Source organism: Aliivibrio salmonicida LFI1238 (genome assembly GCF_000196495.1).
Lineage (GTDB): Bacteria > Pseudomonadota > Gammaproteobacteria > Enterobacterales > Vibrionaceae > Aliivibrio > Aliivibrio salmonicida.
In genome coordinates this window covers 2,278,417-2,299,871 of record NC_011312.1, presented here as the reverse complement: position 1 = coordinate 2,299,871, position 21,455 = coordinate 2,278,417, and the positions used below count along the sequence as shown (strand labels likewise).

At 39.1% G+C, this 21,455-nt stretch carries 12 protein-coding genes and 4 tRNA genes; 13 read left to right on the top strand and 3 right to left on the bottom strand.

The genetic code is table 11. The features are described from left to right. Position 1 precedes the first annotated feature (1 nt). From VSAL_RS11255 to nspC, 11 genes are all read left to right on the top strand, one after another. Complete coding sequence (locus VSAL_RS11255; protein WP_012550668.1) at positions 2-2,371, top strand: DNA polymerase II; 2,370 nt, start codon at positions 2-4, stop codon at positions 2,369-2,371. 185 nt (positions 2,372-2,556) lie between these two features. Then, positions 2,557-3,201, top strand: a complete 645-nt coding sequence (gene uvrY, locus VSAL_RS11250; RefSeq protein ID WP_012550667.1) for a UvrY/SirA/GacA family response regulator transcription factor — start codon at positions 2,557-2,559, stop codon at positions 3,199-3,201. After that, complete coding sequence (gene uvrC / locus VSAL_RS11245) at positions 3,201-5,027, top strand: excinuclease ABC subunit UvrC (RefSeq protein WP_012550666.1); 1,827 nt, start codon at positions 3,201-3,203, stop codon at positions 5,025-5,027. Before uvrY ends, uvrC begins: the two co-directional genes overlap by 1 nt. 44 nt (positions 5,028-5,071) lie before the next feature. Next, positions 5,072-5,626: a CDP-diacylglycerol--glycerol-3-phosphate 3-phosphatidyltransferase gene (gene pgsA / locus VSAL_RS11240; protein WP_012550665.1), complete on the top strand. Its 555-nt coding sequence runs from the start codon at positions 5,072-5,074 to the stop codon at positions 5,624-5,626. 317 nt (positions 5,627-5,943) lie between these two features. Beyond that, positions 5,944-6,017: transfer RNA gene (locus tag VSAL_RS11235), tRNA-Cys, on the top strand. Positions 6,018-6,020: 3 nt separating this feature from the next. Next, positions 6,021-6,096, top strand: a tRNA-Gly gene (locus tag VSAL_RS11230). 108 nt (positions 6,097-6,204) lie between these two features. After that, positions 6,205-6,291 (top strand) — tRNA-Leu (locus VSAL_RS11225). Positions 6,292-6,325: 34 nt separating this feature from the next. Further along, a tRNA-Gly gene (locus VSAL_RS11220) sits at positions 6,326-6,401 on the top strand. A 625-nt stretch (positions 6,402-7,026) separates the two neighbouring features. Next, a complete protein-coding gene (locus tag VSAL_RS11215) occupies positions 7,027-9,930 on the top strand; it encodes a pyridoxal phosphate-dependent class III aminotransferase (protein WP_012550664.1) in 2,904 nt (967 codons plus the stop codon). A 2-nt stretch (positions 9,931-9,932) separates the two neighbouring features. Further along, positions 9,933-11,177: a carboxynorspermidine synthase gene (locus VSAL_RS11210; RefSeq protein WP_012550663.1), complete on the top strand. Its 1,245-nt coding sequence runs from the start codon at positions 9,933-9,935 to the stop codon at positions 11,175-11,177. A 74-nt stretch (positions 11,178-11,251) separates the two neighbouring features. Continuing rightward, positions 11,252-12,397, top strand: coding sequence for a carboxynorspermidine decarboxylase (gene nspC, locus VSAL_RS11205; RefSeq protein WP_012550662.1), 1,146 nt, complete (start codon positions 11,252-11,254; stop codon positions 12,395-12,397). Between the two features lie 66 nt (positions 12,398-12,463). On the opposite strand, the gene yccS is transcribed toward nspC, so the two are convergent. Further along, positions 12,464-14,638 (bottom strand): YccS family putative transporter, encoded by a 2,175-nt coding sequence (gene yccS / locus VSAL_RS11200; RefSeq protein WP_085941863.1) that lies wholly within the window; start codon positions 14,636-14,638, stop codon positions 12,464-12,466. 195 nt (positions 14,639-14,833) lie between these two features. Between yccS and helD the strand changes: the two genes are divergently transcribed. Continuing rightward, complete coding sequence (helD, locus tag VSAL_RS11195; protein WP_012550660.1) at positions 14,834-16,897, top strand: DNA helicase IV; 2,064 nt, start codon at positions 14,834-14,836, stop codon at positions 16,895-16,897. A gap of 91 nt (positions 16,898-16,988) precedes the next feature. Here the strand turns inward: helD and VSAL_RS11190 are convergent, their stop codons facing one another. Further along, positions 16,989-17,444, bottom strand: coding sequence for a methylglyoxal synthase (locus tag VSAL_RS11190; protein ID WP_012550659.1), 456 nt, complete (start codon positions 17,442-17,444; stop codon positions 16,989-16,991). A gap of 64 nt (positions 17,445-17,508) precedes the next feature. Then, a complete protein-coding gene (gene torT / locus VSAL_RS11185) occupies positions 17,509-18,504 on the bottom strand; it encodes a TMAO reductase system periplasmic protein TorT (protein WP_012550658.1) in 996 nt (331 codons plus the stop codon). Between the two features lie 74 nt (positions 18,505-18,578). Here torT and torS point away from each other — a divergent pair, with 74 nt between their 5' ends. After that, positions 18,579-21,455: a TMAO reductase system sensor histidine kinase/response regulator TorS gene (torS, locus tag VSAL_RS11180; protein WP_012550657.1), complete on the top strand. Its 2,877-nt coding sequence runs from the start codon at positions 18,579-18,581 to the stop codon at positions 21,453-21,455.

Below are 21,455 nucleotides of genomic sequence, written 5' to 3'. Positions count from 1 at the left end.
ATTGAACTCTCCTCACTGCGGCTTTTTATTAACTCGTCAGAATAAAGACATCAGAGACCATTCCCTCGTCGATTTATGGGTTAAATGTGATGACCATATAGCACATTTATTAATTGAAAATGAATTGGCTGTTATTTTCTTTTTGAAAGAACGACAAGCTGAATATGAGTCAATATTAACGAACGCACATATTCATTATTCAATTAAATCGACCTCTTTACATACTTTTCAGCATCAGCCTGTTTTTGGTTTGTATTTTTCGAGTACTCAGCAAAAACGAGTAGCAACAGCCCTATTTGAAGATCATCAACTGCCGACTTTTGAAGGTGATATTCGTTTAGCCGATCGTTATTTAATGGAACGTTTTATTTGTGGAGGAATGGCTTTTGTTGGTACTCCGCGACAAAGAAAAGGATACGTTGAATATCGAGATGTAAAAATTAAATCCGCAGAAATGACACCTGAATTCAGTGTGGTTTCATTAGATGTAGAGTGTTCAGAAAAAGGTATTTTATATTCTGTAGCGCTGCACTGTGAGCGTGATACTCGTATCATTATGGTAGGGCCAGAAGAGACGAGTGACTTACCGATAGAATGGGTTGAGAATGAAAAAGCATTGCTTCTTGCTCTAGAGTCTTGGTTTCAAACGTTTGACCCCGATATTATTATTGGATGGAATGTCATTAACTTTGATTTTAATTTACTAATTAAAAGAGCCAAATGGCACAACCTTGCCTTTCGGTTAGGTCGAGGGAATTCCTCTCTTTATTTTCGAGAATCAAATAAAAATAGGCAACAAGGTTTTTTATCTTTTCCCGGTCGGGTGGTTTTGGATGGCATTGATGCGTTAAAAACGGCGACATATCATTTTTCGAGTTGGTCTTTAGAGTCGGTATCTCAAGAATTATTAAATGAAGGGAAATCGATACATGATCCGAGTGATCGGATGGGTGAGATAAACCGTATGTACCGTGAAGATAAATGCGCATTAGCAAAATATAATCTTCAAGATTGTGTGCTAGTTACTCGTATTTTTGAACTAACACATTTACTAGAGTTTGTTATTGAAAGAACGAAATTGACCGGTATCGAACTCGATCGTGTTGGTGGTTCGGTTGCCGCTTTCACTAATTTATATTTACCTCGATTGCATAGAGCAGGGTACATTGCTCCGAATTTAGAAAGTGAGAATTGGATTGCAAGCCCTGGTGGTTATGTCATGAGCTCTAAACCGGGTCTATATGAATCGGTATTGGTCCTTGATTTTAAGTCGCTTTATCCTTCTATTATTAAAACCTTTCGTATTGACCCGTTGGGGCTAGTTGAAGGCTTAAAATTAGAATCGGGGATAGATGATGGGCAAGCTATCGAAGGATTTAGAGGTGGTCGTTTTCATAGAACAAAACATTTTTTACCTAATTTGATCGAAACCTTATGGTCAGCGAGAGATGTCGCGAAGAAAAATAATGAAAAAGCGTTTTCTCAAGCAATTAAAATCATAATGAATTCTTTTTATGGGGTGTTAGGATCATCTGGATGCCGATTTTTTGACCATCGTTTAGCGTCGTCAATTACGATGCGTGGGCATGAAATAATGAAAACAACCAGAGAGCTTATCGAATCTCAAGGGTATGAAGTGATCTATGGCGATACCGATTCCACCTTTGTTACCTTGGGGGAATCTATGCCATCTGATGAAGCGGATAAAATAGGCAAACAGTTAGTTGATCATATTAATCAATGGTGGACCGCGCATTTAGAGTCTGAATACGCAATAGACTCTGCTTTAGAAATTGAATATGAAACGCATTATCGTATCTTTTTAATGCCGACTATTCGCGGTTCTGAAATGGGATCGAAAAAACGCTACGCAGGGTTGATTAGAAAAGGCGATAAAGAAGAGATCATTTTTAAAGGATTAGAAACGGTGAGAACCGATTGGACCCCTCTCTCTCAAGAGTTTCAAAAGGTACTTTTTGATAAAGTATTTCATCAACAAGCTGTGGAAGAGTACGTACGTGAATATGTTGATAAAACAAAATCGGGTGAATTTGATAATAAGTTAATTTATCGTAAGCGTTTACGTAGACAGTTAGATGAATATCAAAAGAATGTTCCACCGCATGTGAAGGCGGCAAGAATAGCCGATACACAAAACCAAAAATTAGGAAAACCACTCATGTATCAACAAGGGGGGTGGATTGAATACATAATAACGACAGCGGGTCCTGAACCCATTGAATATCGCCAAAATCCGATTGATTATGATCACTATGTTGAGAAACAATTAAAGCCAATTGCTGAGGGCATACTTCCTTTTGTTAATTTAAGTTTTACTGAATTATCGGCTTCTCAATTAGGTCTATTCTAACGATTAGTTTTGTTATATATTGAGTAATACATCTAAAAAACTTAGTAAAGTCAATAGGCTTTTAATAGCAAAAATTTGCGTCCTAACGCATAATCAATGCGCGCATTACTTTTTATTTAAGGTAAAATAGGACATTGAGATAAGCCTCAGCCGAGGTGGCTGTAGATTAATTCGGAGTGTCAGTTGTGATTAAAGTATTCCTTGTAGATGATCATGAGCTGGTTCGCACAGGGATTCGACGTATTCTTGAAGACGTCCGTGGAATTAAAGTAGTAGGGGAAGCTGACAGCGGTGAAGATGCCGTTAAATGGTGTCGAACAGAGCAGGCTGATATTGTTCTGATGGATATGAACATGCCTGGTATTGGTGGCTTAGAAGCCACGAAAAAGATTTTACGATTTAACCCAGATATGAAAGTTATAGTATTAACTATTCATACTGAGAATCCATTCCCAACGAAGGTGATGCAAGCGGGAGCTGCAGGCTATCTAACCAAAGGTGCGGGACCGGATGAAATGGTGAATGCTATTCGTATGGTACAAAGTGGCCAGCGTTACTTATCACCAGAAATTGCTCAACAAATGGCGTTAAGTCAATTTACGCCTGATTCTGAAAATCCTTTTAAAGAACTTTCAGAGCGTGAGTTACAGATAATGATCATGATTACTAAAGGCGAAAAAGTGACGGATATTTCCGAACAACTTAATTTAAGCCCTAAAACTGTGAACAGTTATCGTTATCGATTATTCAGTAAATTAGACATTAGTGGAGATGTTGAATTAACGCATTTAGCTATTCGTCATGGCATATTAGATGCTGAGACGCTGTAGTGCCTCCTTTTGATTCAAAAGCTTTTCTACTATCAGTTACCCATCAGCCCGGCGTTTATCGAATGTATAACGCCGAAGCTGAGGTTATTTACGTCGGTAAAGCAAAGGATTTAAAAAAGCGATTATCGAGCTATTTTCGCAGTAATATCCCTTCAGAAAAAACCAAAGCCTTGGTCACTCATATTGCACAAATTGATGTTACGGTCACTCATACAGAAACTGAAGCATTAATTCTTGAGCATAATTATATTAAGCAATATTTACCTAAATATAATGTGCTGCTGCGTGATGATAAATCTTATCCTTACATTTTTATTTCGAATCATAAGCATCCAAGGATCTCCATTCATCGTGGTACGAAACGAAAAAAAGGAGAATATTTTGGACCTTATCCTGATTCAGGAGCGGTTAGAGATTCCCTTCATCTAATTCAAAAACTATTCCCTATTCGTCAATGTGAAGATTCAGTGTATGCAAATCGTCATAGACCTTGTTTAATGCATCAAATTGGTCGCTGTTTAGCACCATGCGTAAAAGGCATTATTAGTGATGAAGATTATGCCGAGCAAACTGAATTTATTCGATTGTTTTTGCAAGGGAAAGATCGACAAGTTATTCAATCTCTAGTTGAACAAATGGAAGGGGCGAGTCAGGCTCTTAATTTTGAAAAAGCAGCGACAATTCGTGATCAAATTCAATCAATGAGACGCGTACAAGAACAACAATATGTTTCGGATGAAAGTAGTGACGATCTTGATGTATTAGGTTTTACAATTGAAAATGGACTCGCTTGTATTCACTTGTTAATGATTCGGCATGGAAAGATTTTAGGCAGCCGTAGCTTTTTTCCTAAAATTCCAGCTAAAACTGAGAAAGAGGAAGTGTTTTCTAGTTTTCTCACTCAATATTATTTAAACCATAGTCAAGGGCGCACTATTCCCAATCGAGTGATTACCAGTTTTGAATTTGAGAGTGAAGGGCTAGAGCAGGCATTAACGGAGCTGTCTGGCCGTAAAGTGTTATTTCAATTAAACCCTAAAGGAATGAAAGGTCGCTATTTAAAACTCGCGGATACGAATGCATTGTCGGCCTTAACGAGTAAGGCTAACCATAAGCTTACGGTTTATCAGCGATTTAAACAGTTAGAAGAAGCGCTTTCTTTAGCATCTATCCAACGTATGGAATGTTTTGATATCAGTCATACGATGGGAGAGAAAACCGTTGCGTCATGCGTTGTATTTAATCAAGAAGGGCCAGTAAAATCGGAATATCGTCGATACAATATTACCGGTATTACTGGAGGGGATGATTACGCCGCGATGGCTCAAGTTTTAGAGCGTCGTTATAGTAAGCAATTGGATATTGATAAAATCCCTGATATTGTGTTTATTGACGGAGGAAAAGGGCAATTGAACAGAGCTTACGACGTTATTCGTCAGCATTGGGGAGATTGGCCTAAAAGACCGTTATTACTTGGGATTGCAAAAGGAGTGACAAGAAAGCATGGGCTAGAGACTCTGGTGAAAATTACAGGAGAAGAGTTTTCGATGCCAAGTGATTCGCCTGCATTGCATTTAATACAACATATTCGTGATGAGAGTCATAATCATGCGATTAGCGGGCACCGTGCTCAGCGCGCTAAAGTAAGAAAAACCAGTACATTGCAACACATTGAAGGTGTCGGTCCTAAGCGGAGACAAGCATTATTACAATATTTAGGTGGTCTACAAGAATTAAAAAAGGCAAGTGTTGAAGAAATAAGCAAAGTGCCAGGTATTAGCCGCTCTTTAGCAGAAAAAATACAGGATGCGTTGAAACAAGGGTAAAAAAAGCGCACCATAGACCCGCGTACCAAAACTAAAGAATTATTATGCGATTAACGATACCAAATATACTCACGTTTATCCGACTTGCACTTATTCCAGTGTTTGTTGTTGTTTTCTATTTACCTTATGAATGGTCTGCAGTTGCTGCTGCGATGGTTTTTTGGGTAGCAGGCTTTACTGATTGGTTGGATGGGTTACTAGCAAGAAAGCTAGGACAAACCTCTCGATTTGGTGCCTTTTTAGATCCTGTAGCAGATAAAGTAATAGTTGCTGCGGCCTTAATTTTAATTACCGAACATTATCATAGTATTTGGATCACAATTCCTGCGATTACCATGATAGGGCGTGAACTGATTATTTCTGCTTTAAGAGAATGGATGGCAGAAATAGGTAAACGTGCAAGTGTTGCTGTTTCTTGGGTTGGAAAAGTTAAAACCGTTTCTCAAATGTTCGCATTGTGGGTTTTAATTTGGCGTTATGATGATTGGATGGTGTGGGTTGGTTATGTTGCACTTTATGTAGCCACCATACTAACGTACTGGTCAATGATGCAATATCTTGCTGCAGCGAAAGATGATCTACTTAATGCTGATGATTAGTCAGTGATTGAGATGAAGAAGCGAACTTAGGTTCGCTTTTTTTGTATTTATAACAAAATAAAGTATAGAGTTTTGATATTGCTGCTTTTTATTCTTAGTTTTTAGTTTGTTTTATTCTTATTTTCTACAGTTATCTTATCTTAATTTGTTTGAATACTGCATTTTTAGTGTGTTTTATATTCATTTTGATCGCATTTTATTCAAACGGAACAAAAATAGAAAAATAGTGTTGACTACAGATGCTGAATCAGTAGAATGCATCCCGTACCCAAGAGGAAGGCAACTAAGTAATTGGTTAAGTCTTTGAGGGCTGGAATGGCGTGTTGGCAGAGTGGCTATGCAGCGGATTGCAAATCCGTGGAGCTCGGTTCGACTCCGGGACGCGCCTCCATTTGCGACACTAGCTCAGCTGGTAGAGCGCAACCTTGCCAAGGTTGAGGTCACGAGTTCGAGCCTCGTGTGTCGCTCCAAATTTTGTACAAGCAGTCAAGTAACATTGGCAGACTGTTTAAGATGGTGTCTAACCCGCTTTATTTATAAAGCACATTGGTTGGGTGCATCGCAATAAAGAATTGCGTGCCCTGGTGGTGGAATTGGTAGACACAAGGGATTTAAAATCCCTCGGCGTTCGCGCTGTGCCGGTTCAAGTCCGGCCCGGGGCACCATCTATTTAAATGTCTATATCGAAAGATATAGCATGCGACACTAGCTCAGCTGGTAGAGCGCAACCTTGCCAAGGTTGAGGTCACGAGTTCGAGCCTCGTGTGTCGCTCCAAAATTAATAAGCCCGATCAGAAATGGTCGGGCTTTTTAACGTCTGCAGTATATGAATATGAAATTCACTATCAACAACAATACATACTGTTTGGTGGAGGTGAGTGTTAGATTATTTATCAGCTTGTTCTTAACGTAATGGTAAATAAGCGGTTATTTCACATTAATGATAATAATGTTATAAAAAAGAATTGTCATGTTATGAATGGATATGGTATTTTTCTTCACAATCTCGGGGTAAGTTCTGGGGGAAACGCGTAATGACCATTAAAGCTGGTGACATTACGTAAGGTAGGTATCAGTAAAACTTTACTGATAGAAGGGATACTAGTGGCAACGGTGCCATATAAACGGGAAACCCAACATGTACACATTCAAATTATATACTCCAATCAGCTCAATTCTTCCAACATGCCCTGTTGTTGAAAACGGTAGCATTACTGAACCTTGATTTAGCTTAAAGCATTTAATCACTCCTGTGATATTAAGATCCCGACTTATTAGTAAGTCATTGGGATACTTTGCTGTGCCACTTTTATTTTTCGCTCTCTATATCCTGTTTTTCGGGGTGTTTTGTTATGCGTTAAAAACAAAGAGGTTTGAAAACATATTTCAAGGTAACAACAATGAGTTCTGTATTTAATGTCGATAACTCGATACTTACGTCTGCATTTTCACTTCAGGTTCCGATTTTAGATAAGCTCTATGATCTAACACCAGATAAAGCTCTAATCGAACAAACTGAACATGAATCAGAGGTTCGCTCTTATCCTAGACGTTTACCAATAGCGATAAAAAAAGCGTTTGGTGTGTTAGTTGAAGACACGCGCGGACAACTTTATTTAGATTGCTTGGCAGGAGCTGGAACACTGGCGCTAGGCTACAACCATCCTGAAATCAATCAAGCATTAAAAGATCAATTAGATTCAGGTTTGCCTTATCAAACTTTGGATATTACAACGGAAGTTAAAAATACCTTTATTCAAAAAGTGAAACGTTTTTTACCGTCTTATTTTTCTGAAAACGCCGTAATTCAGTTCTGTGGTCCATCAGGTGCTGACGCTGTTGAAGCGGCCATAAAACTGGCTAAGCAAACAACGGGACGAAATACGATGTTTGCATTTCGTGGGGCGTATCACGGTATGACAAATGGCACGATGGGGATGATGGGTAATCTTGAAACGAAATCTAGACGCACTGGATTGATGTCTGATGTTCATTTCATGCCCTTTCCTTATGATTTACGCTGTCCCTTTGGGCTTGGTGGCGATGATGGTGCGAAAGCCAGTATCCAATATATTGAACGGTTATTAAGTGATGATGAAGCTGGGATTATGAAACCGGCGGCGATGATTGTCGAACCCATTCAAGGTGAAGGTGGTGTGGTTCCTGCCCCAGTTTTTTGGTTGAAAGAGTTACGACGCTTGTGTGATGAACATGAGATCTTACTCATATTAGATGAAATTCAATGTGGTGTTGGTAAATCTGGTTATAACTTTGCTTTTGAAGAATCCAATGTTTCTCCTGATATTTTATGTTTATCAAAAGCCATTGGCGGCGGTTTACCAATGTCCCTGTTGGTGTTTAATAAGAGCATCGATACATGGAAAGCGGGTGAGCATACAGGAACATTTCGTGGTAATCAGTTAGCAATGGTATCAGGGACAAAAGCGTTAGATATTATTGAGCGAGATAATTTGGTAGAACATGCCACTGTGGCGGGTAAATATTTTCGTTTAGGTTTAGAGGCGTTACAACAACGCGTTAATTGCATTGCAGAGGTCCGTGGTAAAGGGTTGATGCTAGGTATTGAGATTCAAAAACCAGACGGCAGTAAAAATAAATTTAATGAACCTCAATCTGATGGTGCTCTTACTTTAGCGATTCAAAGGGCATCATTGGAGCGTGGTTTGCTGATTGAAAAAGGGGGACGTGATGGTTCTGTTATTCGTTTTCTTCCCCCTCTTATTATCAGTTTTGAACAAATTGATTTTGCTCTACGTGTACTTGAAGATGCGATGATTGCTTGTGGTGGTGTGAGTGACACGATTGAGAGTGATGAAGTGCGTGAAGAATGGAGGTCTCACTTTCTTCATACTGGGAAATGTGGAAGTGACACTTTTTCTCAAGTGATGAATCACACAACAAAAGCAATGAAAGCTGTTTTTGAGCAAACGACAGCCCCGTATTCAGGTTTAGATCCAAAAGAACTAGAGAAAGCCATTTATGCGGTGAATTTAGATACAAATAACGCACCCATTAATGATGTTATTGATGATATGGCGGATCTTGTTGCTAAGCACTCAATTATTGTTCAACACCCAAGCTGTATTGCCCATCTGCATACACCGCCATTGATGTCCGCGATTGCCGCTGAAGTAATGATTGCAACGCTAAATCAATCAATGGATTCATGGGATCAAGCTTCTTCAGCGACGTATGTTGAACAGAAAGTCATTGATTGGGTTTGTACTAAATATCAATTAGGTGCTGACTCAGATGGCGTTTTCACCAGTGGTGGAACACAAAGTAATCTCATGGGGCTACTGTTAGCTCGGGACTGGATTGCGGATATGATCAGCCAGCACTCAATCCAAAAACAAGGCCTTCCAGAATATGCACATAAGCTGCGTATTATATGCTCTAACAAATCACACTTTACGGTACAGAAATCAGCGTCTCTATTAGGGCTTGGTGAAAAAGCGGTGTGCAGTGTTGAGACAAATGATAATGGCACCATAAAAATTGCAGATCTTAATAAGACAATCTTCGATTTAAAAGCCAATGGATTGATCCCATTTGTACTTGTTGGCACCGCTGGGACGACCGACCATGGTGCTATCGATGATTTATCTGCATTAGCGGATACCGCCCAAGAACATGATCTTTGGTTTCATGTAGATGGTGCTTATGGAGGGGCATTAATACTCAGTAGCCATAAAAAGCGTTTAAATGGAATCGATCGTGCTGATTCTTTAAGTGTTGATTTTCATAAACTATTTTATCAAACCATTAGCTGTGGGGCTTTGCTGTTAAAGAATCAATCGGCTTTTAAATATTTACTTCATCATGCGGATTATTTAAATAGAGAGCATGATGAACTTCCTAATTTAGTCGATAAATCCATAGCAACGACTCGTCGATTTGATGCATTAAAAATATTCATGACGATGCAGAATGTGGGGCCTAACGTATTAGGTGATATGTATGACCATTTGCTGGATCAAACACAAAGAGTAGCAAGCTTAATCAAACAAAATGAATGCTTTGAATTACTTGCTCAACCTGCATTATCAACCGTCCTATTTCGTGTCGTTAATCATGACATTGAACGTCTTAATTGTCTTAATCAGAACGTAAGGATTGAAGCGTTAACTCGAGGTGTTGCCATTCTCGGGGAAACGATTGTGGGTGATAAAACCGCATTGAAATTAACCATACTTAATCCATGTTTAAAGATGTCTGATTTTGAATCTTTGCTGGAAAAAATTAATACGTTGGCCGTAGAACTATCAAATAAGGGTAAATAATTATGTCTATTTTACAAATTGGCGCAGGTGGTGTTGGGTGGGTTATTGCCCATAAAGCGGCGCAAAATAATGACACGCTGGGTGATATCACGATTGCTTCTCGTACCATTGAAAAGTGCGAAAAAATCATCGAGTCAATTAAGGGAAAAAATAACCTAAAAGATCCGACAAAAAAGTTAGAAGCAAAATCAGTGAACGCCGATGACGTTGAGGCTCTAATTACCCTTATTAATGACGTTCAACCTGATCTGGTTATTAATGCAGGTCCTCCATGGGTTAATATCGCGATTATGGAAGCGTGTTATCAAGCGAAAGTCTCTTATTTAGATACCTCAGTTGCTGTGGATTTATGTTCAAAAGGGCAGCAAGTACCAGAAGCGTATGACTGGCAATGGGGTTACCGTGAAAAATTTAAAGAAGCGGGCATTACGGGTATTTTAGGTGCCGGTTTTGATCCGGGTGTAGTGAGTGTATTTGCGGCTTACGCGGTTAAGCATCTGTTTGATGAGATCGACACGATTGATGTCATGGATATTAACAATGGCGATCATGGTAAAAAGTTTGCGACTAACTTCGATCCAGAAACGAATATGCTAGAAATCCAAGGGGATTCTTTCTATTGGGAAAACGAAGAGTGGAGACAAGTGCCTTGCCATACCCGTATGTTAGAGTTTGATTTTCCACATTGTGGCACCCATAAAGTGTATTCAATGGCGCATGATGAAGTACGTTCAATGAAAGAGTTTATTCCTGCTAAACGAATTGAATTCTGGATGGGTTTTGGTGATACCTACTTGAACTACTTTAATTGTATGCGCGATATTGGTCTATTAAGCCCAGAGCCACTGACATTGCATGATGGAACTGTCGTTCAGCCTTTGCATGTCCTAAAAGCATTGTTACCTGATCCAACCTCTCTTGCCCCGGGTTACACGGGACTAACGTGCATAGGAACGTGGGTACAAGGTAAGAAAGACAGTAAAGAGCGTAGTGTGTTCATTTATAACAACGCCGATCATGAAGTGGCGTACAAAGACGTAGAGCATCAGGCTATTTCATACACAACAGGGGTTCCCGCTATCACCGCCGCTTTACAGTATTTCCGTGGTGAGTGGGCTGCGGCTGGTGTGTTTAATATGGAGCAGTTAAATCCGGATCCATTCCTAGAAACAATGCCTCAAATTGGTTTAGATTGGCATGTTCAAGAACTCACACCAAAACAGCCAACGATTAATATTTTAAAATAATAGAAATACGATAATAATCGGTGTGATTCTTTGAAAAATTGCATCGGTTTATTCGATGTGCAGAGATGAGTATCATGACAGATCAATTAAAAAAAAGTGAATTGAAAACGCCTTATTTTATGATTGATGAAGCGAAGTTAATCGCGAATCTTGAAGTGGCAAAACGATTAAAAGAACAATCAGGCGTTAAGCTTGTGTTGGCACTTAAATGTTTTTCAACATGGGGTGTTTTTGATCTGATTAAACCGTATTTAGACGGTACAACAAGCAGTGGACCTTATGAAGTGAGACTGGGGCACGAAACGTTTGGTGGTGAGACACACGCTTACAGTGTGGGTTACAGTGAAGACGATGTGAAAGAAGTCATCGAAATTTGTAATAAATTGATCTTTAATTCGCAATCTCAGTTGACTGCTTATCGACATTTAGTTGAAGGCAAAGTGTCTGTCGGTCTTAGGTTAAATCCTGGTGTTAGCTATGCAGGACAAGATCTGGCCAATCCAGCCCGTGAGTTTTCTCGCTTAGGTGTTCAAGCGGATCGCCTTGATACCAATGTATTTGAGTATATCAATGGTGTGATGTTTCACATGAATTGTGAGAATAAAAGTGTAGACGCATTTTCGTCACTCCTTGATGCCATCTCAGTTCGATTTGGTACTTATTTAGATACTCTTGAATGGGTAAGTCTGGGGGGAGGCGTTTTCTTTACATGGCCAGATTATGATGTTGATAAGCTCGCAACAGTATTAAAAGCTTTTTCTGATAAACACAAAGTGCAGCTGTATTTAGAGCCGGGTGAGGCCATTATTACAAAAACGGCCGATTTGGTTGTTAGTGTGGTGGATATTGTTGAAAATGGTAAAAAAACAGCCATTGTTGATTCAGCAACAGAAGCGCATCGCTTAGATACATTAATTTATAATGAACCCGCCTCGATACTAGAAGCCTCAGAGCAAGGTCAATATGAATACATTATCGGTTCATGTTCTTGTTTAGCGGGGGATCAATTTTGTGAAACTCAATTTGAACAACCATTACAGATAGGACAAAAATTGCACTTATTAGACAGTGCAGGTTATACCATGGTGAAATTAAACTGGTTTAATCGTTTAAAAATGCCATCGGTTTATTGTGAAAGACGCTCTGGAAAAATAGATAAACTGAACGAGTTTGATTATTCTGATTTTAAACGTTCGTTATCTCAGTGGACGATAAGTTAAAGAATAACAGACAGATAAGATGGCAATAAGACCGTACGCTTATTGCCATTTTTACTTTAGAACCATTTATTTTGACTCAGGTTTACTTGGGGTGCTTAATATTTCTGACAAAGAATGCATTTCAGGTAATATTTGGTGGATTAAATGAAGCTGCTGTAAGACCATTCTGACTGAGTTTTCATCTTCATCACGCCATTCTGAAAGACGTTTTTCAATCCCTTCCTCGTTACGAATATTATTCTCAACGTTAAATTCTTTATTGTTTAATTGGCATTGAATTTGGTTCAAATGAGAATGAATAATACGGTGAGACTCTGCAACTAATTGATGTGTTTCTTCATCCTTTAAACGAGTTCGGTGAGCACCTAAAGCCGAAATATAGCTGAGCATCGCATGACATAAACAAAGAAATCGGAATGATTCATCCACCGCGGTTTGGTATTTTCCGGGTTCAATGAGCATGTTACTGATAGCAGAGCTTAAAGCGGCCTCATTATTGTGTGCTTGGCGGCGAGAAAGACGATATTGAAGTGAGTCTTTCTTCCCTGCGCGGTATTGGGCAATGATATTTGAGAGGTAATCTTGATGTGCTGTTACCGTGTCTGCCATGACTTTATGCAAGCGTTTTGACTGCCAATCTGGAAGTATGTAAGTAACCGCAACTACTGCTAATGCACACCCTACGATCGTATCACCAAGACGCGGAAGTATCACCGCATAGCCTTCACCTAATTGGTTAAAGCAGAATAAGACTAAGATCGTGATAAAGGCAGTGGCAAACCCGTAATTCGCTAATCTAAATGCAAAGAAAAGCACGCCCGCAATAACCATCAAGACTAATTGGCTGTCGATTGAAGGAAAGAGAACCAGTAGTAACGTACCGACAACTAAACCAATTAGCGTACCAGCAATACGAGCGACCAGTTTTTCTTTTGTTGCGCTGTAGTTTGGTTGGCAGACAAACAATGTGGTTAATAAAATCCAATACCCATGATTTAAATTGAATGCTTGAATAATGCCATAACCCGCAGTTAGGGCAATCGCCATACGTATCGCGTGACGAAAAAGCATGGAGTCGGGTGTAAGATTCGCCCTCAGTCGTTGCCACATTGCTTTTGGAGTATGAGCGCCTTGGTCTGACAGAACTGTGTCATCTTCATTTTCTAAACATGCACGTTCAGGGTTACTGATATTGGCAAATTGACGTTCAACGGTTGCAAGGTTATTAAATAAATAATCCAATTGAATTAACGACAATCGCCACTCCGGTCGATGTTGTTCTTTTAATGCAAGCAGCGATTGTTGTAACTCATCCAAGGCGAAAATAGAAGTTTGTGCGTGTTGATAAGGCAAACCTAACGATAAGCAACGAGCCACTTCCTCACAGGCTAAAGATTGGTTGTGAAGAAGATGCTTAAAGCGAAAAAGAATGTCACTGCGATTAAATGTATTTGCTAAGTCTTGGTAACGATAATGACTTGAGCTAACTCGCTCATGAATGTCTTGTGCAATGAAATAAATTTTTAAGAATCGATCGCTTGCCCCAACAACATGACCACGTTTAGCTCGGGTTAATAATGACGTTTTGCTGTTGTTTAATGCCGTTACCATTTGCGCATTATTTTTGGCTTCTTGGAGGCGATAAGGTTGAGGTGTTAAATTAGTGACAGGGTGAAAGAGTTCACTTTTATTGTTTAAATACGTAGCCATGGTTTCAAAGACGGTCGCTAAATTTTGTTGAACTGGTTGCAACGGCCAGAATATTTGCCACGTCAAAGAGATGGAATAATACCAAGCGGCACCACCGAGCAATAGGGTCGGTTGATACCATAAATTAGGGCTTTGATCGGCACCTAACATGGTGTAAATAGCGATGAGTAATGATCCAAAAGCGATACTGGCGTAACGTGGACCTAAAGCCCCAAGCATAATAAAGCTGATGGTGGATAAGAATAAACCAATCGCAAAAAGTATCGGAGTATCAAATAAAAGTTCAATAGAGAACGCTGCAATAGCAAAGCAAATAAACGTAAAGAAAAGTGCTTTTAATCGTCCCGATAATTTGTCTTCGGTTTCAGCAAGTGCAGCAGCAATAATCCCTAAAATTAATGGGGTGATCGCGGTATTTTCACCAAGATACCAGCAAGGGATCACTGCACCGATTAAGGCAAGTAATACACGAACACTGTAATTAATGGTTTTATTGGCCCAGTACTGACGAAAAAGCTGACGACTATTCACAAAATGACTTTTTATAAGAGAAAAACCCATCATAACAAAGTCATATAGAGAAGACAGCGTTTGCTCATCAATCAATGTCTTAATACTGATCTGGGACAACAAAAAAATAACCTGATATCCTATGCGGTCTTCGGTTGACGTCGAGTTGCCGAAAATACGTTCATCAGTGTAATTTTTATTAGGTAGTATCGAATCATGCAGATTAAAGCAACCACCTTCGCTCAATGGTTAGTTCAGGGTGACTTTTATCAACTTGAATTAGAGCCAGAGCAGCTGTTGTTTACCTCCCACAAATATCAAGTTTCTGTGCCGTTTGATAAATGGAACGGGCAAGTTACTTTCGAACGAGGATTAGTGTGGGGAGCGCTTTGTTTCTATAATCGAAATGAACAAATAGCGTGGCGAGTTTCTGGGTTGCCTTGGCAAGAGTGCGACGCGGTAATTAATGCCGTATTAAACGCGTACGCAGAATGGAAAGAATCGAAAGTCGTTATGTTGAATCAGTTACAACCCCAGATGTTAGAACTGGTGAGGACGTTCAGTGCACAGCGTCGTTATTTGAAGCAAACCGAAGCGCTGTTGATGGTTGAGAAATTATACGATTTATTTGAGCAAACCAAGATATCGATCCCTTTAGCTCAACAACTTCAGCCTGAATGTATTGCGCCTGTATTAGAGTGGTTAATGGAACCTGAACAACAACTTATCACGTTAAACGAAACGTGGTTAGAAGAGCAAAAAGTGGAGTGGAAATCTTTTTTCTCAGAATGTGAATCACAACCATTAAACGAATCACAGCAAAGTGCGCTGTTATTAAATGAAGACCATACATTAGTATTAGCGGGAGCTGGCTCAGGTAAAACAAGTGTACTTGTTGCTCGTGTTAATTATTTGATTAAAAGCCAAGTGGCTCAACCTGAAGAGATTTTATTATTGGCTTTTGGTCGTCAGGCCGCTCAAGAAATGTCAGCTCGGATCATTGAGAAGCTAGGAACTGATATTGGACAAAAAGTAAAAGTGGCCACGTTTCACCAATTAGGGTTGGATATTATTCGTCATGTCGAATACCAACAACCCAAATTGTCATGCTTGGTGACGGATTCAAAAGCAAGAAAAGAGTGGTTTAGCCATGTGTTAGATTCGGAGTGGAAAAATGCGACAGCAACGAATCGTTGGAAAAAACACTTAAAAAAATGGCCTATCGCTTACTTACGTGGTGATGTTGATTTAAAAGAAGAATCGCATAACGAAAAATTACAAGAATGGCTGCACAAACAAGTATGTCAGTTAAACAGCTTACAGCTAGATAAAAAAACAGTTACCGCCCGTATTGAAAACCATGCTGATGCGGCGCGTTTAAAAAGCGAGCTCAACATTGTATGGCCATTTTTTAAAGCGTATGAAAGAACCCTTAAACAAGAAGACGCAATTGATTATGATTTAATGATAACCAAAGCGACAGCCTATATAAATGAGGGGAAATACGCCTTACCGTGGTCATTTGTTATGGTTGATGAATATCAAGATATCTCTCCGCAGCGTTTAGATTTAATTGAAGCTATTTGCCATAAAGAGAATGATAAAAAAGAAAGAGCCACATTATTTGCGGTCGGTGATGACTGGCAAGCGATTTATCGTTTTGCTGGTGCAGATGTATCTCTAACTACTGGGTTCGAACAACGTTTTCAATCTTGTCAAATTGCAAATTTATCAATGACGTATCGTTTTAATGATCAAATTGGTGCCGTTGCTAACCGTTTTGTACAAGAAAACCCGATGCAGCTTAAAAAAGAGCTGAACAGTTTCACAAAACAAAAACGTAAAGCAGTGAAAGTGATTGAGCACCAATCGATAGAAAAAGAATTACTCTCTTTGTCTAAAAATATTCGTGATGGTGAGAAGGTTCTGATGTTAGGACGTAATTATAATCACTGTCCTGATGCTTTTGATGAGTGGGTGAAATTTTACCCAGGGTTAAACCTTGAATACAAAACGTGTCATGCAAGTAAAGGAACTGAAGCTGATTATGTCTTTATTGTTGAAATGACGGATGGTCAATTCCCAATGAAAGAGAGAGCGGAATCTTTAGATGGCGCATTGCTGCCACACCTTGAAGATTTTGCTTATGCTGAAGAGCGTCGATTGTTTTATGTTGCGTTAACGCGAGCGAAGAAGAAAGTGTGGATAGTATATCATGGAAAGGCATCCCCATTTGTTCAAGAGATTGTCGATAAAGATTACCCCGTGATCCTTGAGTGATGATGGATAGACACTGATAAATAAAAAGCCCTTATTATATTGTTAATAAGGGCTTTTTAAATGAATCGCACTTCTTAATTTATTGTATCTATTAGATGCGTTCAGCTAAATACGCTGGATAATCAGGGATTTCTATTTCTATTTCTTGAGTCATTCGAGGAGACGAAATCATAAACTTAGCGCTTGAACGATTCATTGCGACAGGCACATTCCATACCGTTGCAATACGCAATAATGCTTTTACATCTGGGTCATGAGGAACCGCATTGAGTGGATCCCAAAAGAAAATCATCATATCAATTTTCCCTTCAGAAATAAGCGCACCAAGTTGTTGGTCACCGCCCATAGGACCACTAAGTAAGCTTTTTATTGCTAATCCTGTTTCTTTGCTTAGAAGGTGTCCGGTGGTCCCTGTCGCATATAAAAAATGCCCTTGTAGAGCTTCTTTATTTTCTTTTACCCAACGTAACAACTCTGCTTTGTAATTATCGTGTGCGACTAAGGCAATGTGTTTATGTGCCGGTACGATACGCGTTGTTTTCTTCATCAATGTTCCTTATTTTTATTATTAGTGCCGTATTTTTTCATCTTATAAATGATGACAATAGCCTTTATTTTTTTGCGCCCACAAAAAAAGTTGGACGATATTCTGCTGGCGAAAGAGAATCTAATAGTACTCGTTTTGGTAAATGATTTGGGGTTAGTGCTTCAATTTTGGGTGATAGAGCAAACGGCAACGGTTGGTTTTCTAAGTATCCAATCGCCTGTTGAACACTAAGTCGGCCTTGTAATACCATTTTATCTGTCGGAGAAAAGAGAACTTTATTACGAAGTAGCCCACGATAAACTGCATGACTTAAATACGTCGATATTAAACCAACGTCGTCTTGCATTTTTCGACTAGCAAGCTCGCTAATAGCGACTTCAATAGCAACGGCACCACCGACAAGGTAATCCAATTTTTCGTTTTCAAGCGCATCTTGTATTAAATTACGTTGTAATTCTTTGCTGTTATCGCCCCAATAAGTCGCACTGACAATGACATCACTGTTTTTAATTGCATCATAAAACCCTTTTGTTACCGGCTTTGTACCGCCTCGGGTTTTAGGCCCAGGTAGCCAACCAATATGAACAATACCTGAATCTCTAGGATGCAGCTTGGCTAAGAAAGCCCCGGCTTGATAACCCATGTCATACCAATCAACACCGACTTCACCAAAATGAAGAGGGGGTAATTTACCTGTTGAGCTTTTCAGTTGGTTTACTGTTGCAAATGTTGGGATACCTTGAGTCAATTGTCTGAAATTATCTTGATAGGCGATAGGATCAACCGTACCTAATAAAATGGCGTTAGAGCCTATTTCAATACATTGTTTAATTTGTTCTTTTTGGCGATCAATATTGGGATAACCACCAGATTCATAAACGGTTAATTCGACATTATTGCGTTTTGCCTCTTCAACCATGCCATAGTTGATAGACAACCAATAAGAATCTTTTAAATGCGGATAGATGGCACAAATCTTCCAAGGCGCTTTAGCGTAAGATAGAGGGGATAACAGTATTGAAATCAAGGTAATAAATAGGGAGATTGCTTTGATCTTCATGGTATCTTCGCACTGGCTTTAGGTTGGTGATATGATACCTGCATTACTCCTTTTTCCAAAGTGTATTCCAGATTATGTTATTTTCTTCTACAGGCATAGGCCAAAAACTGTTCATTACTTTCACGGTGATGATTGCGTTAATGGCGTTTGGTTCTGTTGTTGGCGTACTTGGTTTTTCATACGTAGAAAAAACAGAAAGAACGGTGATTGACTCTGCGATTCCTGCAGTGATTGAAGCTCGATATATTTCTGATTTAAGTACAAAAATCATTTCAACATCTCAATTACTTTCGCAAGTAAATGTAGAAGATGACCGCAATAAATACGGAAAAGAATTATTTAGCGCTATCGAAAGTTTATACGTTCGATTAAAAGGCCTAGGTGTATACCCATTTGATAAAGCATTGTTGTCACGTCTTGATCAGCAAGTTCAAGATATTGTCGATAACTTAGCAACAATGGGGGATACCGTTGGTGAAAAAGTGGTATTACACCGTATTATCCAAGAAAAAAGCAAAAATCTAACGCAAACAGCACTGCAATTAGAAGAACTTGCTCGTTCACAAGTACTTAATTCAAATACGATAACCATTGCTAATGTCGTTAAAATTTACGATCTTGTTGAAAATGGGAATAAAAATGACGTTTATGAGGCGCTTGATACGTTAGTTGAAATTGATCTCGATCTTGCGGAACGTTTGCATGAACTTCGTTTATTAACGTTTAAAGTGGTTAATACTATTGATGATGCAAGAAACAGTCATTTAATTAGCCAAGTTGAAAAACTGCGTCAAGATTTTACTCGAGACATGACGATTATCACTCGTCGAATACAAGCGGTTGAAGATCCTAGTCGCACAAAACAAATGTTAGATTTAGCCAGTAATTTAACCCATAACCAACGTTTGTTCAGTGAACTGATTAAATTAATTAACTTAAATAATGAATTGAAAGCATTAAGTGATGAGAATATTCATCAATTCCAAAGACTGAATTTGACGATAGAACAACTGCTTAATCAAGCGAATGAAGTGACACAGCAAGCGGTGGCTGATGTGAATTTTGTACTTAAAATTGTACAGCAGTTATTAATATCCATAACTTTACTTGGCCTCTGCTTGGTTATTTATATTATGTGGCGATACGTCTACGCTCGTGTATTAACACGTTTAAATCAATACGAGAGAGCATTGATGGATGTGGCCAATGGCAAACTGGATATTGAACTGGATACATCCGGTGATGATGAGTTGGCTCAAATGGGACGATCTATTCTGGTGGCTCGTGATACGGCTCAAGAACTGCAAGAACATAAAGACAGTCTTGAGTTACAAGTCGCTCAACGAACTCAAGAATTAAAATCCAGTAATGAACGGTTAAATGTTGAAATTATTAATCATGATAAAGCAAGAGACTTGGCTGAACAGGCTAACCGAGCAAAATCCGCGTTTTTAGCCACGATGAGCCATGAGATCCGAACGCCACTTAATGGGGTATTGGGTACCGGTGAACTATTACGAGGCAGTCGTTTAACTGCTCAGCAAAAGCAATACGTCGATATTATTAATCGAAGTGGTGAGAACCTGCTCGATTTATTGAACGATATTCTTGATTATTCGAAAATCGAGGCTGGGCATTTATCGATCAGAAAAAGTAACTTTAATGTCCATTCTATTGTTACTGATGTCCATCATCTATTTAGTTCTAGAGCTCAACAAAAAGGGATCACCCTTGATTTCAATATTCCGCCAGAGACACCGTTGTGGTGGATTGGCGATTGTAGTCGTATTCGTCAGGTACTCAATAATTTTGTGGGTAATGCGATTAAATTTACGCATACAGGCAGTGTGTCTATTCAGCTTCACGTGATATTAGAAACGACCTTATTGTTTGAAGTGATTGATGCTGGTGCCGGTATTGCTGAGCATGAGATAGACAGTTTATTCGATGCCTTTACTCAAGCGGAAGAAGGCCAAAAAGTCACGGGGGGGACGGGGCTTGGTTTGGCTATTAGTCAACGATTAATTGAAGCAATGGAGGGTGAAATTGGTGTGGATTCTAAAGAAGGGATCGGAAGTGCTTTTTGGTTCTCATTGGAATTAGAAAAAGGACATCGCGTTGAAGTATCAAACGAAATATGTGCGATTTCTGATTTAGCACCAGCTCATCTTCTTTTAGTTGAAGATAATCCTGTGAATCAAATGGTGGCCACTGGGTTCTTAGAAAGATTAGGCCATAAAGTTACCGCTGTTGATACTGGGCAGTTAGCGGAAGAGCAAGTAAAAGAACATCAATTTGATATGTTGTTGTTGGATATTAACTTACCTGATACTGATGGTGTGACATTACAAAAACGCTTAAGAGCGATTGAAAATGAATATCACGGAGAAGAGTGCTATACACCAACGTTAGCGGTATCGGCTCATGTATTTACGGAAGATGTCGAAAGTTATTTAGCGGCAGGCTTTGATGGTTTTTTGGGGAAACCGTTGGTTGAAAATCAATTGGTTAAAATGCTAAATCGTTTTTTAAGCAAGGTTCCTTTAATACAGGAAATAGAGATGCTTCAAGAGGCATTAGCTCTTATTACTGATAATAATAGCATTGAGGAAGCAGATGTGATTTTAAATGAGAAGGTTCTTCAACGTGATCTGGCTGTGTTAGGAGAGGTTAGAATGGCCAAGATCATCGATCTATTTAGAGTGTCCTCTAAAGATAATTTAGTTCAATTACAACATGCGATTATCAATAGAGACGTGTATCAAGTGAACCAGCTTGCACATAAATTAAAAGGATCTGCGGGTAGTCTTGGTTTAATGAAATTACACGCACTTTGTCATTCTTATGAAGAAAAAGGGAAAAGTGGTGATGTATCTGGTTGTAGTGATATCGAAATTTCTCAGGTTTATGGACAATCAATAGAGGCATTAAATACATTTTTTGATAAATGA

Coding starts and splice junctions, on each gene's coding strand:
- pgsA (WP_012550665.1), top strand. CDS start 5,072: ATGCGATTAACGATACCAAATATACTCACGTTTATCCGACTTGCACTT.
- VSAL_RS11190 (WP_012550659.1), bottom strand. CDS start 17,444: ATGAAGAAAACAACGCGTATCGTACCGGCACATAAACACATTGCCTTA.
- VSAL_RS11215 (WP_012550664.1), top strand. CDS start 7,027: ATGAGTTCTGTATTTAATGTCGATAACTCGATACTTACGTCTGCATTT.
- torS (WP_012550657.1), top strand. CDS start 18,579: ATGTTATTTTCTTCTACAGGCATAGGCCAAAAACTGTTCATTACTTTC.
- helD (WP_012550660.1), top strand. CDS start 14,834: ATGCAGATTAAAGCAACCACCTTCGCTCAATGGTTAGTTCAGGGTGAC.
- VSAL_RS11210 (WP_012550663.1), top strand. CDS start 9,933: ATGTCTATTTTACAAATTGGCGCAGGTGGTGTTGGGTGGGTTATTGCC.
- torT (WP_012550658.1), bottom strand. CDS start 18,504: ATGAAGATCAAAGCAATCTCCCTATTTATTACCTTGATTTCAATACTG.
- nspC (WP_012550662.1), top strand. CDS start 11,252: ATGACAGATCAATTAAAAAAAAGTGAATTGAAAACGCCTTATTTTATG.